General features: G+C 48.9%; 11 protein-coding genes. 9 read left to right on the top strand and 2 right to left on the bottom strand.

Annotated elements, in window-relative coordinates:
* The first annotated feature begins 229 nt into the window (after positions 1-229).
* The 3 genes from pnp (at position 230) to menD (ending at position 5,217) form a co-directional block, all read left to right on the top strand.
* Complete coding sequence (gene pnp, locus ACOJTG_RS15795) at positions 230-2,446, top strand: polyribonucleotide nucleotidyltransferase (RefSeq protein ID WP_420154710.1); 2,217 nt, start codon at positions 230-232, stop codon at positions 2,444-2,446.
* Between the two features lie 91 nt (positions 2,447-2,537).
* Complete coding sequence (locus tag ACOJTG_RS15790) at positions 2,538-3,401, top strand: sigma-70 family RNA polymerase sigma factor (protein WP_094810398.1); 864 nt, start codon at positions 2,538-2,540, stop codon at positions 3,399-3,401.
* Positions 3,402-3,507: 106 nt separating this feature from the next.
* On the top strand, positions 3,508-5,217 hold the full coding sequence (menD, locus tag ACOJTG_RS15785; protein ID WP_420154709.1) for a 2-succinyl-5-enolpyruvyl-6-hydroxy-3-cyclohexene-1-carboxylic-acid synthase: 1,710 nt from the start codon (positions 3,508-3,510) through the stop codon (positions 5,215-5,217).
* A gap of 148 nt (positions 5,218-5,365) precedes the next feature.
* On the opposite strand, the gene ACOJTG_RS15780 is transcribed toward menD, so the two are convergent.
* Positions 5,366-6,352 (bottom strand): tetratricopeptide repeat protein, encoded by a 987-nt coding sequence (locus ACOJTG_RS15780; protein WP_420154708.1) that lies wholly within the window; start codon positions 6,350-6,352, stop codon positions 5,366-5,368.
* Between the two features lie 87 nt (positions 6,353-6,439).
* Between ACOJTG_RS15780 and ACOJTG_RS15775 the strand changes: the two genes are divergently transcribed.
* Positions 6,440-6,685 (top strand): hypothetical protein, encoded by a 246-nt coding sequence (locus ACOJTG_RS15775; RefSeq protein WP_104711553.1) that lies wholly within the window; start codon positions 6,440-6,442, stop codon positions 6,683-6,685.
* A gap of 123 nt (positions 6,686-6,808) precedes the next feature.
* Here ACOJTG_RS15775 and ACOJTG_RS15770 read toward each other — a convergent pair whose 3' ends face one another.
* Positions 6,809-8,632, bottom strand: coding sequence for a M61 family metallopeptidase (locus ACOJTG_RS15770; RefSeq protein ID WP_420154707.1), 1,824 nt, complete (start codon positions 8,630-8,632; stop codon positions 6,809-6,811).
* 219 nt (positions 8,633-8,851) lie between these two features.
* Here ACOJTG_RS15770 and ACOJTG_RS15765 point away from each other — a divergent pair, with 219 nt between their 5' ends.
* From ACOJTG_RS15765 to ACOJTG_RS15745, 5 genes are all read left to right on the top strand, one after another.
* Positions 8,852-11,860 (top strand): tetratricopeptide repeat protein, encoded by a 3,009-nt coding sequence (locus ACOJTG_RS15765; RefSeq protein WP_420154706.1) that lies wholly within the window; start codon positions 8,852-8,854, stop codon positions 11,858-11,860.
* Positions 11,861-11,891: 31 nt separating this feature from the next.
* A complete protein-coding gene (locus tag ACOJTG_RS15760; protein WP_420154705.1) occupies positions 11,892-13,592 on the top strand; it encodes a TonB-dependent receptor in 1,701 nt (566 codons plus the stop codon).
* A 273-nt stretch (positions 13,593-13,865) separates the two neighbouring features.
* Positions 13,866-14,960 (top strand): hypothetical protein, encoded by a 1,095-nt coding sequence (locus ACOJTG_RS15755; protein ID WP_420154704.1) that lies wholly within the window; start codon positions 13,866-13,868, stop codon positions 14,958-14,960.
* Positions 14,961-15,081: 121 nt separating this feature from the next.
* The gene (locus ACOJTG_RS15750) at positions 15,082-16,011 is read left to right on the top strand and encodes a hypothetical protein (protein ID WP_094810382.1); all 930 of its coding nucleotides are present in this window, start codon (positions 15,082-15,084) and stop codon (positions 16,009-16,011) included.
* Between the two features lie 61 nt (positions 16,012-16,072).
* A partial coding sequence (locus ACOJTG_RS15745) for a bifunctional folylpolyglutamate synthase/dihydrofolate synthase (RefSeq protein ID WP_420154703.1) occupies positions 16,073-16,711 on the top strand: 639 nt, incomplete at its 3' end.

Below are 16,711 nucleotides of genomic sequence, written 5' to 3'. Positions count from 1 at the left end.
GTTTAGTGGATTCCCTGACTTGTTTTGTGTTTGTCCTGAAAATTTTTCTTCGACAAATTGATTACTTCTTCGCGTTTTTGTACTCTTATAGAATAGTTGAGGTAACTGAATGCAACTACGGGGAGTACCCCCGGCTAACCTCTTGAAAGCGGTTCCTCCTCAAGATGAGCTACACAGCGGTCCCTCACTTGGTGGAGAGCGGTCTCAAAAGCGGTCAAAACGACAAACTATGAATGTTGTAACCAAAAAACTCAGTCTTCCCGATGGTCGAATTATTACCATCGAGACTGGCAAACTGGCTAAACAAGCCGATGGATCAGTAGTAGTCCGTATGGGCGACACGATGTTACTGGCCACGGCCGTAGCCGCACCGGAAGCCCGTCCTGGTACTGATTTCTTACCTCTTTCGGTGGATTACCAGGAAAAATTCGCTTCTGCGGGTAAAATCCCCGGAAGTTTCCAACGCCGGGAAGGCCGTCTTTCCGATTACGAAATTTTAATAAGCCGCCTGGTAGACCGGGCTTTACGTCCTACGTTTCCTGGTGATTTCCACGCGGATGTTCAAGTCAATGTGGTGATGATTTCGGCTGACCCCGAAGTACAGCCCGATGCACTGGCGGGTTTAGCCGCTTCGGCTGCTTTGATGGTATCCGACATTCCTTTTAACGGTCCCATCTCTGAAGTACGCGTGGCAAAAATTGATGGCCTGTATCTGATCAATCCGCCGACCTCCATGCTGAGTCGGGCTGAACTGGATTTGATCGTTGCGGGTAACAGCACGGACATTCTGATGGTAGAGGGTGAATGTAATGAGGTGTCCGAAGACGATATGCTGACCGCATTGAGAACGGCACACGATGCCATCAAACTTCAATGTGCTGCTCAGAAAGAATTAGAAGCAGAAGTAGGAAAAACGGTCAAGCGAGAATATAGTCATGAAACCCATGACCTCGAATTGAAGAAGTTTTTATACGATAATTATTACGAAAAGGTTTATGCCGTAGCCGCACAGGGCAACGCCAATAAATCAATCCGTAAAGAAGGATTCAAAGCCGTTCGTAAGGAATACCTGGAGACCTTACCCGAAGATCATACGGTAGACCTGAGTCTGGTTGGTACGTATTTCCACGACATTGAAAAAGACGCGTCTCGCAACCTGGTGTTAAACGAGCGTCGTCGTTTGGATGGACGGGCGTTGGATGAAATTCGTCCCATCTGGTGTGAAGTCGATTACTTACCTCGTGCTCACGGATCAGCCGTGTTTACGCGTGGGGAAACGCAATCGTTAACCACCGCGACGCTAGGAACGAAAATGGATGAGCAAATTGTTGACCAGGCTTTGGTTTCTGGCTACAGCAAATTTCTCCTGCATTACAACTTTCCCGGTTTTTCTACGGGTGAAGTGAAACCCAACCGCGGACCCGGACGCCGGGAAGTGGGTCATGGTAACTTGGCCATGCGTGCCCTGAAAAAGGTAATGCCCGCTGACGCAGACAATCCTTACACGATTCGGGTGGTTTCAGATATTCTCGAATCGAACGGTTCCTCGTCAATGGCGACCGTTTGTGCGGGTACACTGGCTCTGATGGATGCCGGGGTGAAAATCAAAGCTCCCGTATCCGGTATTGCTATGGGTCTGATTTCCGATCCTGAAACGGGTAAGTACGCCGTTCTTTCCGATATCCTCGGCGATGAAGATCACCTGGGTGATATGGACTTTAAAGTAACGGGTACGGAAAACGGAATCACGGCTTGCCAGATGGATATGAAAATCGACGGCCTTTCGTACGAAGTAGTCGCCGAAGCTCTGAATCAGGCCAAGCGGGGTCGTCTTCATATTCTGAACGAAATGAAGAAAGCCCTGACGGAAGTTCGTCCCGATTTAAAACCCCACGCTCCACGGGCGGTTATTCTGGAAATTCCTCAGGAATTTATCGGTGCCGTCATTGGACCTGGTGGTAAAGTAGTACAGGAGATTCAGAAGACGACGGGTGCCACCATCGCGATCGAAGAAAAAGATAGCAGAGGCTTCGTCAGCATTTTCGCTACCAACAAAGAAGCGATGGATGCGGCCGTAGGTCGGGTAAAAGGAATCGTAACGGTTCCCGAAGTAGGTGAAGTGTACACCGGTAAGGTGAAAACGGTAACGGACTTTGGGGCATTCGTTGAATTCCTGCCTGGACGTGATGGTCTGTTGCACATCTCCGAAATTTCCTGGGATCGTCTGCCCGCTATGAAAGGCGTACTCGAAGTAGGCGAAGAAGTACAGGTGAAATTAATTGAAGTAGATCAGAAAACCGGAAAATTCCGTTTATCCCGGCGGGTGCTGTTGCCCAAACCGGAAGGATATGTGGAACGGCCTGAGCGACCCGAACGTCCTGAAAGAGGAGATCGTCCGGAACGTGGGGACCGGGGAAATTCCGAGAATCGCCGCCCCCGTAACTAAATTCGGTTACAAAAGATAACGATTCCTGAATTTTTTTCATGTTTTCATGTTACATAATCATCAGCAACCCATAAGCAAATTCTGATGCCAGATGAGACAGCTAAAAATTTCTAAGCAGATCACTAACCGGGAAAGCCAATCGCTTGATAAGTATCTTCAAGAAATTGGTAAAGTGGATTTGCTCACCCCGGACGAGGAGGTAGAACTGGCTCGAAGAATTCGTGAAGGTGACCAATTAGCTTTAGAGCGACTGACCAAAGCGAACTTACGTTTCGTGGTGTCAGTAGCTAAGCAATACCAGAACCAGGGACTTTCCTTGGGCGATTTGATCAACGAAGGAAACTTGGGTTTGATTAAAGCCGCTCAGCGTTTTGACGAAACGCGTGGTTTTAAATTCATTTCGTACGCCGTATGGTGGATTCGCCAGTCGATTCTGCAGGCTTTGGCCGAACAATCACGGATTGTACGTTTGCCTTTGAACCGGGTAGGCTCTCTGAATAAAATTTCCAAGACGTTCTCCGAGCTCGAACAACGTTTCGAACGGGAGCCTTCGCCGGAAGAGCTGGCCGAAGTTCTGGAAATTTCAGCGGGTGAAGTGGTCGATACCTTGAAGATCTCGGGTCGTCACGTATCCATGGATGCTCCTTTCGTACAAGGTGAAGAAAACTCCCTGCTCGACGTACTTGAAAATGACGGCGAAGACAAACCAGATTCTGGTTTGGTGAATGAGTCCTTACGTAAAGAAGTACAACGGGCCCTGTCAACGCTGACCCAGCGTGAAGCCGACGTGATCACCCTGTACTTTGGTTTGGACGGCAATCACGCCATGACTCTGGAAGAGATTGGAGAAAAATTCAATCTAACTCGGGAACGGGTTCGCCAGATCAAGGAAAAAGCCATTCGTCGCTTACGCCATACTTCGCGTAGCAAAGCCTTAAAAACGTACTTAGGTTAATTTCCTAATGTAGTACGTTTCAAAAAAAGCCTCCACTCCGGAGGCTTTTTTTGTACCAGTTGTTTTGTATCCATTCAATCCTGTTTTCCTATAACTTTGCTGGCGTATGATCTTGCAACCCTTATTGGATCTGGCCGAACTTTGTGTACGCCGTGGGATTCATCACGCCGTCATTGCTCCCGGTTCCCGCTCCGCCGCCCTTACGCTGGCTTTCGCCCGTCACCCGCAAATTCAAACCAAGGTTATACCCGATGAACGGGCTGCCGGATACATTGCCCTGGGTATGGCCCAGCAACTGGGCCGACCCGTCGCACTGATTTGTACGTCGGGAACGGCTGCTCTTAATTTTGCCCCCGCTGTTACGGAAGCTTATTTTCTCGGGGTACCCTTATTAGTACTCACTGCCGACCGTCCGCCCGAATGGATTCACCAGCAGGATGGACAAATGATCCATCAGGATGCGGTCTATGGGAAACATATCAAGGAGTCGTATGCCTTGCCCGCCGATTATGGGCATGTGGATAGTCGCTGGTTTATCGAGCGTACGGTAAACCAACTCATCAACAGTGCACAAGAACAACCCCGGGGGCCCGTGCATCTGAACGTACCCATCCGGGAGCCCTTCTATCCAAAGCCCGACGAAACCTTTACTTACGGATCGCCGCGTACTATCACACGGGTAATCGAGCAACGAACCCTACCGCAGGAAACCTGGGAAGAATTGCTCGGGTTACTCGAAGATACCGACCGGGTACTGATTCTGGCGGGACAGCAGGTGATCAATGAATCCTTACTGGAAATTCTGGATCAGCTAAAAAATGAATTTGCCTTCCCGGTAGTAGGGGAGGTGCTATCCAATCTGTCGGGTTATTCCTTCTTCACGCACCCGGATATTTTTCTGGGTAGTACACAACCGCATGACGAACGGTGTCCGGAAGTACTGATTACGTTTGGGGATTCCTTCGTATCCAAAAATCTGAAGCTATTCTTTCGAAAGTATAAGCCCCGGTACCACTATCATATTTCCTTTCGTCGGGAGCTGATTGATCCGTTTCAAACGCTGACCCAACAACTGGCGATCGAGCCGGAAGTCTTCTTTCACACGCTGTTGGAAACGCTGGACTTACGGGCCTTCCGGCAGGGTGACGAAGACCGGGACACTACCTTCCTACAAAACTGGGAAGCAGCCGAACAAAAGGCAATTTCCGGAATGCAGCACTTTCTGCAAACCCGTGAAGCCTTCGGCGAATTTCAGGCCGTTGCTCAGGTGCTTGAACAAATTCCGGAATCGAGTCAGCTGCATCTGGCCAACAGTATGTCGGTTCGGTACGCTAACTACATCGGCCTACCCCAGCGAGTGACCGTTTTTTCAAACCGCGGGACGAGTGGAATCGATGGCTGTATGAGTACGGCTGTAGGAGCAGCCCTTACTACTGATCAATTGGTGTTTCTGCTCATCGGGGATGTCGCGTTTTTCTACGACCGGAATGCTCTCTGGCATCCGCACATACCGAGTAACCTGCGAATCATTTTGATCAACAATTCGGGGGGAAGTATTTTCCGGATGATTGACGGACCGCGTCAGCAGCCCGAACTCGAAACGTATTTTGAAACGCAGCACCATACCACCGCTGAACGCACGGCCCAGGATGCGGGCCTGACATACTATGCCATTTCCAACGAACCGGAACTGGTAAAAGCCTTACCTTCCTTTCTAAGCGAGGATAAAAAAGCTAAGTTGCTGGAAATCAGTAGTGATCCTATCACGAATCAAAAAATATTTGACCAATTTAAGGAGCTAATGAAAGCGATGTAACTAGTTTGGTAATGATTTGATAGTAAGCGGTTTATGAAGATACTTAAGTGATGCTTTACCAGCCAAACGGTCGTCCGAGATTTTGATAGAAAGCAACCATCTGGGTATTGATGCGGAATACCGAAATCTCAGCGTGGACAGAAATCCATCAGGAACAGCCTTTTGCTGCCTCGATGGATTTCTTTTCCTTTAACGTGGCCCCTTTCTTCCAGTACGTGCAGGCCTCCTGATTTTTTCCGCTGGCCTGGGACGTATTCCCCAAGTAGAAGTATAGGTTTTCAACGGACGGATCCATTTGTTCTGCTTTCTTCAATGCATCCATGGCTTGAGCAAACTGCTGCTTTTTGAAATAATACAGCCCAAGATTCCGATACGCCCAGGCGTTATTATCGTCCAGCCGAAGCGAGCGGTCGAGTTCCGCTTTTGCTTCATCGAGCCGATTGAGTTCAAGTAAGGCATAGGCCCGGTTGTTAACGGAGTAGGCGAGGAGCTTCCCTTCCGTAATCTTCACGGCTCGATCAGCCCATTCAAGCCCTTTCTTTGGATCACCTAATTGGGTAGTGACCATGGATAAATTATTAACGGTACTCGGTTCATTAGGTCTGTATTGCAGCACGTTCTCAAAATCTTGTCGGGCTTTATCGTACTCTTTACGTAATACGTACACCCATCCGCGGAAAGCATACGTGGTATAGTCAGAAGCACGAAGCTGTTCCGCCTTTTGGAAAGAGGACATGGCTAAATCTTCCTGTCCCGTCATATACTGGGCGTTACCCAAGAATGCCCAGGCTGTAGAAGAATCGGGAATGAATTTTACTGCTTCTTCTAGGTCGCGTAGAGCATTGGCGTATTCACCCTGCATGGAGAAAAGGTTTCCGCGGTTCTGGTACGTACTTCCTAACTTAGGATTGATTTTCAGGGAGTTATTCAAATCACTCAGGGCTTTTTCGTAGTTACCCTGCTGAATATAGGCCAGTCCCCGGTTGGTTAAAGCCTCCGGGAATTCCGGTTTCTTCTGGATGGCTTCGGTATAAAAACGCTCAGCTTGGGCGTAATCCTGTCGGAGTAGTTGGTCATTGCCGCGTAAAAAAAACTGGTAAGCCTCCTGATCGCGTTGTTTTCCGCAAGCGGCCATCAAAAAAAGTAGGAATATTGGAAGTAGTGTTCGCATCTTCGTGAAAAGAAAGCCTTGAGGCTTTATTAATTCGTAAACTGTACGCTTATGCATTTTATTAGTGAAGTTCAGCATCCGTCCTGTAAAATCAGTCTGTACTCCTGGAATAACCGCTATATCATCAAGATAGAGGCGGGAGCTCTGGAACAGACCTACAAGATTAATGAATACGATGTTTCAAGTGAGGAAGACTTAAAAGAGTTATTGACAGGTCCGTTTATCGACAAGGTTATGGCTCGTTTTGAATCCATGGCTCGTGACTGGGAAGAAGCCCTCGAAGAGATTGAAGATTAAGAGTAAAAAACGTAGACAGACCTACAAGCCCAGATAATCAAACAATTACGTGTTTAGTATTATACTAACTAATATATACTAAATGTTTTTAGTAATACTTTTAGGTGTTTGTAGGTCTGTTTCTTAGGCAATTTCCGATCCTAGCCATACCCATTTATTGAACAATTCGATTTGTTCTGGACTTGGGTTTTCGTTCCGGACGATTACTAATTTTTGTACCGGATTTGCCTGCAATTCCACTTCAAAAATTCGAATCATTCCCGCCCGCCGCACTTCGATGAGTACTTCCTCTTTCGGTTGTTTGGTCGCTAGAAACCGCGGCAAATCCGTGATCGGCTGTCCATCGATACTGATCAGTTCGTCGAAGACATTTAAGCCGACCTGATAGGCGGGGGAGTCTTTCAGTACTTGCTGAATGGCGGGCCGGCCGGGGGCTAAGTGAATACCCAGATACGCCAGTTCGGGATCTAGTTCATTTTCCAAATGACAACCCACGTATTGCAGGTATCGATCAAAGTCCAGCGGAGCCGTGCCCCAGATATAGTCTTGGAAAAAGGACTCCATGCTCTGGCCCGCGACCTGCTCAATCGCCATCTGAATTTCCTGTTCGGTAAAGCCACGATTTTCTCCGAGGTAATACGTTTGGTAGAGTGATCGCAAGACATCGTCCAAGGATCGTTGACCCGCGGTAGCCTGGAGAATTTCCAGATTAAGCAACGTAGTTACGGCCGCTCCCTTGGTGTAGTAAGAGCTCTGGCTATTGATCGAATTTTCGTTGGGACGGTAGTACTTGATCCAAGCATCCCAGCTTGCTTCCGCAAGTGACTGTATCCGCGTACCGGGCGTATTCACCACGTAGGTAAAATCGCTGGCTACATCGCTCAGGTATTTGTCTACGGAACTCAAACCCGCCCGCCGCAGAATGTGATTGTCGTACATACTGGTGAAGCCCTCGGCAACCCAGAGCTGGTGCGTGTAGTTTTCGTTCTCGTAATCGAAAGGTCCCAGCTCAATGGGCCGAATCCGTTTGACGTTCCAGAGATGAAAATATTCGTGAGCAACTAGTCCCAGGAAGTTCGCATACAACGATTCCTGAGCGTACGTATTCCGGTTCGTCTGGAGAGTCGTACAGTGCAGGTGTTCCAGTCCACCGCTGCCACCGGTCGTATGGTGTACGATGAATAAATACCGCTGGCAGGGGTGCGTACCAACAATCGTCAGAGCGGCCTCGCAGATCCGTTTGTAATCGGCCTTTAATTGGTCTTCGTCCAAGGGAGCGTGCGTACCTACTAAAGCAATCTCATGGGGAATGCCACAGGCTTCGAAATGGAGTACCTGATGCGTACCAATCTCGATGGGGGAGTCTACCAGCAGATCATAATTCTCGGCCCGGTACGTAAAGGGTTTTCCGGGTAAGGCGGGCAGAGCTACTGATACGCGGGTCCAGTCCTGGTACGGCTCAACGACCAGATCAGCGGGCTGATCCTTGAATTCGTCGGCATACAGGAAGGTAGCGGCTCCGGTAACGTAGCCGTGTTGATCGTCCAGAAAATTCGTCCGTACGGTTAATTCATTGGCGTACAGATAGTACGTAATGGTAAGGTCATGCGTATCGTCGGGCAGGGAAACCCGCCAGACATTCTTTCGTATCTTACGAACGTCGGTTTTTACTCCATTCGCGTGTGCTTCGAGGCGGTCTAGATTCTTGGCGTATTCCCGTACCAGATAGGAACCGGGTGTCCATACTGGCAACTTAACATCAATGTACCCCTGCTTCTGAATGGTTGGATGAACGAATTCCGAAACGTGCATCGCTACCTGAAAATAGTGCGTAGCGGGTTCCGGCATGCGGAGGGTATACTCTATATGATTTTGACTCATGGAATCAGGCACAGAAACGAAACCGCAGAGAAAGAACACGACAAAAACGAAAAGTCGTTGAATCATATCGGTTTTGTATTTCTTTGCGTTTAAACCGTGAAAATAGTCCAACTCTTTGAACACTCCGCCGTTTTATTTGTCTTTTTTTGTAGGTTTTTCATCCGTTCCGCTGAATCTCGGGTAGAATCCGCTGATTTCAGTTTGACAGTGAATGAATTAAACCGGGTTTTTCCGTATATGTTGTCGTAAGTAAAGTTCCGGATGTTAATCAATCAGCCTATTTCTATGCGTACACGTCGCTTGTCCCTGGTGGGATCGTGCCTACTATCGCTGTATTCGGGTCAGGCTTTGTGGGCCCAGAATACACTCAATTACACCACACCCGATGCACATTATCGATCCGGTATCGAGTTTGTCGAAAAGAAAAACTACGCCTCTGCCCGCCAAGAGTTTCAGCGTTTTCTCGAAACCAACAAAGGCCTGCTGACGAGCAATGACCTTAATGCCGTCAATGCAGAGTACTACATTGCCATGTCGGCTCTGTATCTGAATCAGGCCGAAGCAGAAATTCTGGCCGAGCGGTTCATCAAAAACCACGGGGATCATCCGGCGGCCCGTCAGCTCTACGCTGATTTGGGCAATTTTTATTACAACAGTGGCGATTACGCGAAAGCTATTCCGTATTTGGAGAAAGCCAGTGGAACCGAAGCCGCTTTTAAATTGGGGATGGCTCAGTACTATAACCAGAATTACGAAGCGGCTCTGAAAGCCTTTGATCCGGTAAAAGCGGGGGGAAGTGAATATGCATCGGCGGCCAGCTACTATTCCGGTGTCATTGCCTACAACAATGGCAATTACCCGGCGGCCATTTCCGATTTTCGCCGCATTGAAAACTCCAAGGAATTTGGCAATGAAGTACCCGGCTGGATCGCTCATTCGTACTATCGGCAGGGCCAATACGATCCGCTGCTGAGCTACGCTGAGCCCATTTTACGGAAGGGTAATAAATCGGGCAAGCGACTCGACGAGCTGTCGTTACTCGTGGCCGATGTGTACTTCCAGAAAGGAAACTACGCCAAAGCAGCCGAGTACTATAAAATGCACACGAACTTCCGGGGTGGTAAATTGCCCGTTCCGGCGGCATACCGATATGGATACTCGTTGTATCGACAAAACGATTTTAACGGAGCCATCGCTGCTTTGAAACCGCTGGCCGCTTCGAAAGATACCGTGGGTCAGTATTCGTCGTACTACATGGGCATCAGCTATCTGAATACAGAAAACCTCCAGTACTCCCTGGCGGCTCTGGATCAGGCCCGCAAATTGAGCTTCAATAAATCCGTACAGGAAGATGCGGCCTTCAACCACGCCAAGGTACAGCTGGATCTGGGCAATGGAAATGAGTCGGTCAAGGAATTTGATCAGTTCATTAAAACGTATCCCAACAGTGCCTATCTCAACGAAAGCAAGGAATTACGGGGTGAAGGCTTACTGCTTTCCAATAACTACGCTCTGATTCTGGATTATCTGGACAAAGAGCGTAACCTGACGGCCAAACAACGCAATCAGTACCAGCAGGCGGCCTACAACTTGGGCATTAATGCCTTTAATGCGGAACGTTTTGATCAGGCCATCATCTCGTTTGACAAATCGCTGAAGTATACTGACAATCGGGATTTGGCCATTGCCGCCCGTTTCTGGAAAGCGGAGGCCGTATCGGCCCAGCAGAAGTACGCCGAAGTGATTCCGCAGTATACGCAGCTCATTGCCAGTTCGGATAATTCGACCCTCGTTCCTGATTTTCGCATCCGGAGCCGATACGGACTAGGTTATGCCTATTACAATACGCGGGAATATGACAAGGCCTCTACGCAGTTTAAAGCCTATACCGACGCCGTTCGGGGACTGCCCGCCGAAGATCGCCGGAATTACGAAGATGCCATGATCCGGCTGGCCGATACCTATCTGGTGGCCAAACGCTACGATGAGGCGACCCGGATTTATGATCAGGTCGTTGTGACCGGAAAGTCGGACAAGGACAATGCTTTGTACAATAAAGGGATTTCGCTTCTCTACACGGACAAATACGCGGAGGCCCGTACGACCCTCAACCAGTTACTGAATCAGTATCCTAATTCCGCTTACGTGGATGATGCGATGTTCCAACTGGGAATGGTCGAACTCAACCAGCAGAATTACACGGGTGCCGTAAGCCAGTTTACCCGTCTGATTCAGCGTCAGCCCCAGAGTCCCATTCTGCACGCCGGCTATCTGCAACGGGCGATTGCCTACAGTAACCTGAAAAAGTACGACGAAGCGATTGCCGATTATCAGGTAATTCTAACCAAGTACGCAACCTCCAAGAGTGCCGAGTCGGCTTTATTGGGTGTACAGGATGCCTTGAATTCGGTAGGTCGTCCGGAAGAGTTCAGCTCCATCATCAAGGGCTACGAGCAAAGCAATCCTTCGGATGGGTCGCTGGAGAAGATCAAGTACGACGCGGCCAAGAATATGTACTTCAGCGAGAAATACGCTCAGGCCATTACCGCCATTCAGGAATTTCTGCAAAAGTATCCCAACAGTAGCTCGGCTCCCGAAGCTCTGTATTACCTGGCGGATTCGTACTACCGCACCGAAGACCGTACCAGTGCTCTGCAGTACTTCTACCGCGTTATTCGGGATAATAAGACGCAGTTTGTCGGACGGGCAGCTCAACGGGCGGCCGAGCTGGAATACCAGAACGAAAATTACCGGGGAGCCGTCACGAACTACCAAACTCTGTTACGCAGCTCCACCAATAAAAAGGATCAGGTGGCCGCTCAGCTGGGTTTGATGGATGCGTATTACAAACTCGCCAAGTATGACTCTTCTTCCGTATATGCGAAAGACGTGATCAACGGAGGAAACGCCGTGATGGGTGCTCAGAACCGGGCTCAGCTGTTTTCGGGTAAGATTGCTCTGGCCCGGAATGATTCGAAGAAAGCCATCGAAGAATTTGAGAAAACGGCGAAACTCGCCAAGGATTCCTACGGGGCCGAAGCGATTTACAACGTAGCCCTGATTCTGTACAAGGAAAAGAAATGTAAAGAATCCCGCGATAAGATTATCAATGAGCTGAAAGAGCAGTTTACCGATCAACAGTGGATTGACCGGGGTTTCCTGTTGCTATCGGATGTGTACGTCTGTTTGAACGAAGCATTCCAGGCCAAAGCTCTGCTGAATACGATCATCGAAGGAGCCGAGGATAAAGCCATTGTGGAAGAAGCCCGTAAGAAACTGGCTGCTCTGAAATAAAACCTATCACTGAAGATCTTTCTATCGAACTATGAGTCATCACATCACGATTCGCCATTTTATCCATTCGCTGGGGCTGGTGAGTTTACTGAGCGTTGCGGCGGTTGCTCAGAATAAAGGAAAAGTTACGCCAGCGGAAGGCGAAATTCAATCGGGGGAAATTGACATTGTCCGCGAACGGAAAATCTCGCTGACGACTCAAAACCGGAACTTCGAGAAAATCCCGGCTAGTCAGGCCGCCCGTCCCAACCGTCAACCCCTCAAGTACCAGTTCACCGATCAGAAATTGATGGTGGCTCCGCAGAAGTTCAATCCCGTCGTGACGGAACTGCCCAAATCGCAGAACGACCAGGCCCTGTATAACTCCGAAGTGAAAATTGGGGCCGGGAACTACGGACGTTTCTACGCGGAGGCTAACGTGAATTCCCGTAATGACCTGCCTTACGGGATTAACATCAAAGCTCGTCATAACTCCACGGCTACTGGTCCCGTAGACGGTCGTAATTCGGGTACGAGTCAACAACTCATTCAGGTGGGGGGTAAGTACGCCACCAACAGCTTCAAGCTCGACGGCACCATTGGTTATGATCGCAATCAGTTTTATTTCTACGGCTATCAGCGGACCCCGGAAACACCCACGCGGGAAAACATCCGGCAAACGCTCAATAACTTCAACGTAGGGATCGGTATCGAAAACACGAAGAAAGATGCCGTGATTGATTATTCGATCAAGACCCGTTTACGGACGCTGAGTACCTTCACCCAAGCGAATGAATACGATTGGGGTACTAACCTAAAGGCTACCTTTCCCATCAACGCTCAGTTCTTCGCTCACCTGGCCGGTGATGCCTACGTAACCCAGCGGAATGATTCATTAACCAATAGTCGGAACTTATTCCGCATCAAACCGACGTTCCAGTACCGTACCGATCGTTTCAGCGTACTGGCGGGGATCAACGTGGTACACGAAACGGACAACCTGAACGAGCTGACCAAACCCACGCACGCGTATCCCGTACTGGAACTAGATCTGATGCCCGTCGAGGATATTCACATCTTTGCGGGTTACCAGGGGGACGTACACCGGAACACACTGGCCAGCCTGACCGACGAAAATCAATTCCTGGCTCCCAATGTGCGGCTGCTGAATACGGAGAAAGTACACGACATTTACCTGGGTACGAAAGGACTCATCGCGGGGGGCTTTAGCTACGAAGCGAAAGTGTCGTTTGGCCGCTACCGGAATCTGTATGTCTTTAATAACTCCGGTCGTGATACTTCACGTTTCGAAGTCCTTTATGATCAACCCCTGGATCGGGGGATGTCCAACGTCATCAATGTATCTGGACAACTCAACTACCAGCACGAAGACTGGTGGCGGTCTTTCCTCAAGTTTGACGTATACGGGTATGAACTTAAGCAACTGGAAACGGCTTGGCACCGTCCGAACTTTACAGCGACCTGGAGCAATACGCTTACCTTTAATAAGAAGCTGATTGTGGCGACGGATTTTTACGTGATCTCGGGTTTACAGGGACGTAATCCCGTTTCGCAGCAGGTTCGTAAACTACCGGCCATTTTTGACCTGAACCTGCGGACGACCTATCTGATTACCGATCGGATCTCGGGCTTTGTGGGTATCAACAACATACTTGGTAAAAACTACGAACGCTATCAGTATTATAAACAACAGGGAGTCAACTTCCTGGCGGGCGTTTCGTACCAGTTTTAGTGAAAAATAAAAACATTTATCTTTTATAAATTTTTTAAGTCCGCTCACTGAGCGGACTTTTTTTGTAACCCACTGATCATGCGGCCTATTAGCTCGGATTACTTCAATGGTTAGTAGAGGAAAAAGGGGGTCTACGCGTCCGGAGGGGAAATTATTTCAAAAATGCCGTTTGATTTTTGTTGTGGTGTAGCCTACCTTTAAACCTTGAAATGACCTGCCTGACCGCAGTCCTTTCAAAATCAGCTATTCACGGTTTCAACCTCGCATAATCGCATGGCTACTATTCCTGAACACGTCAAAAAACTGCTTTTCGAACAAGATTGTGTTGTCATCCCGGAATTCGGGGGCTTTATCGGCAATTTTGATTCTGCCACGTTTTTACCCAGCGGTTCAATCTTACCACCGCGGAAACGACTCGTGTTCAACGAAATGTTGCAGTTTGATGATGGTTTGCTGACCAATTACGTGGCCACTGTTGAAAATCGGTCGCGGGAAGAGGTCAAGGTAAAAGTGCGAGCATTCGTGGATCAAGTACGTTCGCACATTCGCCAGCAAGAGCAATATCAGTTCGATCAGTTGGGAATATTCACGCAGAACGGAGAAGGAAAGCTGGTATTTGAACCCGCGGGAAAGATTAATTTCCACGGGGAGAGCTTTGGATTCTGCGAATTTACGCCAGCCTATAAACGCCCGATTAAAGCCGTACTAGCTCCTCCATCGGTTACTCCGGTTATTCTGGAGCCCGAAGTAGAGGAATTACCCGCACCAGTCGCAGAAAGTATTACGCCCGTGAAGCGGTTGAGCCGCTGGGCTGCGGCTGCGGTCGTTTTGGTTGCGGTGACACTGGTTGGGGCCTGGGTGACGGGTCAGAATAAAACGACGCTGAGTAGTATGAACCCCGTGTCGGCTCTTGATTTCTCCTGGCTGAATGCCAAGAAACCCACTAGCGTAGCGGTAGTACTACCCAAGCAACCCGTCAAAACAGTTACGGTAGCTCAACCTCTAGTGAAGCCTCAACCCGTCGTAGTTACGGTTGAAAAAGTTGAAGAAGAAGTTAAAGCAGAGAAGAAAAATACAAGGAAGTTTTTGGTAGTCCCTTCCCGGGTGAAAACACTTGATGGAGCGGAGGTTGCCAAAGGCTATTACATCGTAACCGGAAGCTTTGGTGGGGTAAAGTCGGCGACGGTGATGAAGAAACAACTTGAAGCAGATGGATTCCGGGTACAAATGTTCCGTCCCCGGAAAGGTCTGGTGAAAGTAGTCATTGGCGAGCAGTTACCCACGGCAGCGGCGGCTCAGGAAATGGCCCAGAAAGTGGGAAGTCATTTTCATAATAATCTCTGGATTCTGAAATCCTTGGCTGATTAAGCTTCGAAAATCGATCCAATTAAAAACCAAACTCAGCCGGGTTTGGTTTTTTGTTGGTATAGGATACAGGTTTGTAACATTTTGATCAAATTCGCGTTCTTAAAAAAATACTTGAATCGGTATGAATACAACGGCTCAAATCGAACAGGAAGAACGCAAGAATCGCTCGGTGGCTCTGGGAGTCACGACAGTCATTTACGTTCTTTTGTTTTTGCTGTTATGGTTCGTGGGGATGTGGAAACTAACACCTCCACCCGAACCGATGGTTGGCATTGAGCTGGCGAACCTGGGCAACGGGGTACTGGGCAGTGGTGATATTCAAACGCACAACAAACCCAGTCGTCTACCCAATCGGGAAGAATCAAAGCCAGCCAAGGAAGAGGTACGCGAAGAACGAACCGTACGCAAACCTGAGGTTAAGGAAGTTGTACCCGTTAAGAAACCGGTAGTAAAAGCTCCGGAAGCCCCCTTAAAGACGGCTAAGACGGAAAGTCCGGTGAAGGTGGCTCCCAAGCCCGAGCCGAAAGAAACAAAGCCCGTAGAAACGAAAGTGAGTGCTCCGGCCAAACCCGCTGAAAAACCCGTCGAACAACCTAAAGTGGATACGAAGGGATTGTACGGGAAAGCGAAATCAAACGGCACGAATGGGACCAGTGACAATCCGGGGGGCAATAATAATGGTCCGGCGGGTAATAAAGGCGTGGGCGATTACGGCAGTCCGGACGGTAAAGTGGATGGACGGGGCCTGTACGGCAAAGGAACCGGGGGCGGGGGTGGCAACGGCTCCTCTCTGAGTTTGACGGGCTGGACCTGGAGCCGTCGTCCGAGTCCGCAGGGCCTGACTTCGGATGGAAAAGTAGTCTTCCGCATCAAGATTGACGAAAACGGCAACCTGATTTCAAAATCGGTCGTGGAAAGTACGCTTAGTCCGGCCGACGTACGAAAATGCGAACGTGAAATCGAACGCCTGGATTTTGTACCGACGAATGCTTCGGGTAGTCGGGCTGCTCAGTCTTCGGGAACAATTACCTTTGTCGTGCGGTCACAATAGAAAATCAATTCATTCATAGTACTAGTAAAATGCGTGCACTCTGTACGCATTTTTTTTAGCGATGACTTATCAGGAAACCCTCGCGTATCTGTATCAGCAGTTGCCCGTTTTTCACTTAGCGGGTAAACAAGCGTACAAGCCCGGCCTGCTTACGACCGAAATCTTACTGGAACATCTAGGAAACCCCCATCGGAAGTTTAAGAGTATTCACGTAGCGGGTACGAATGGAAAGGGAAGTTCCTCTCACATGCTTTCGGCCATTTTGCAGGAAGCGGGTTACAAGACGGGATTGTATACTTCGCCCCATTTAAAAGACTATACCGAACGGTTCAAGATTAATGGCGTGGCTATTGATCCCGAGCGGGTTGTTGCTTTTGTGGAGGAGAACCGAATGTTTATTCAATCGGTAAGTCCTTCTTTTTTCGAATTAACCGTAGCCCTGGCTTTTCAGGTTTTTGCCGAAGAGAAGGTCGATATCGCCATCATTGAAGTAGGGATGGGGGGACGTCTGGATTCAACTAATGTTATTACTCCCGAATTATCACTGATCACGAATATTGGCTGGGATCATGCCGACGTTTTGGGAGATACCCTGCCAAAAATTGCCGCGGAGAAAGCGGGTATTATGAAGGCAGGAGTACCCGTTGTCATTAGTGAACGACAACCCGAAACAGACGAAGTATTCCATGCTAAGGCCGAT

Origin of the sequence: Siphonobacter sp. (genome assembly GCF_048595215.1) — a bacterium.
GTDB lineage: Bacteria > Bacteroidota > Bacteroidia > Cytophagales > Spirosomataceae > Siphonobacter.
The sequence above is the reverse complement of the archived record's forward strand: the minus strand, read 5'-3'. Positions and strand labels throughout refer to the sequence as shown.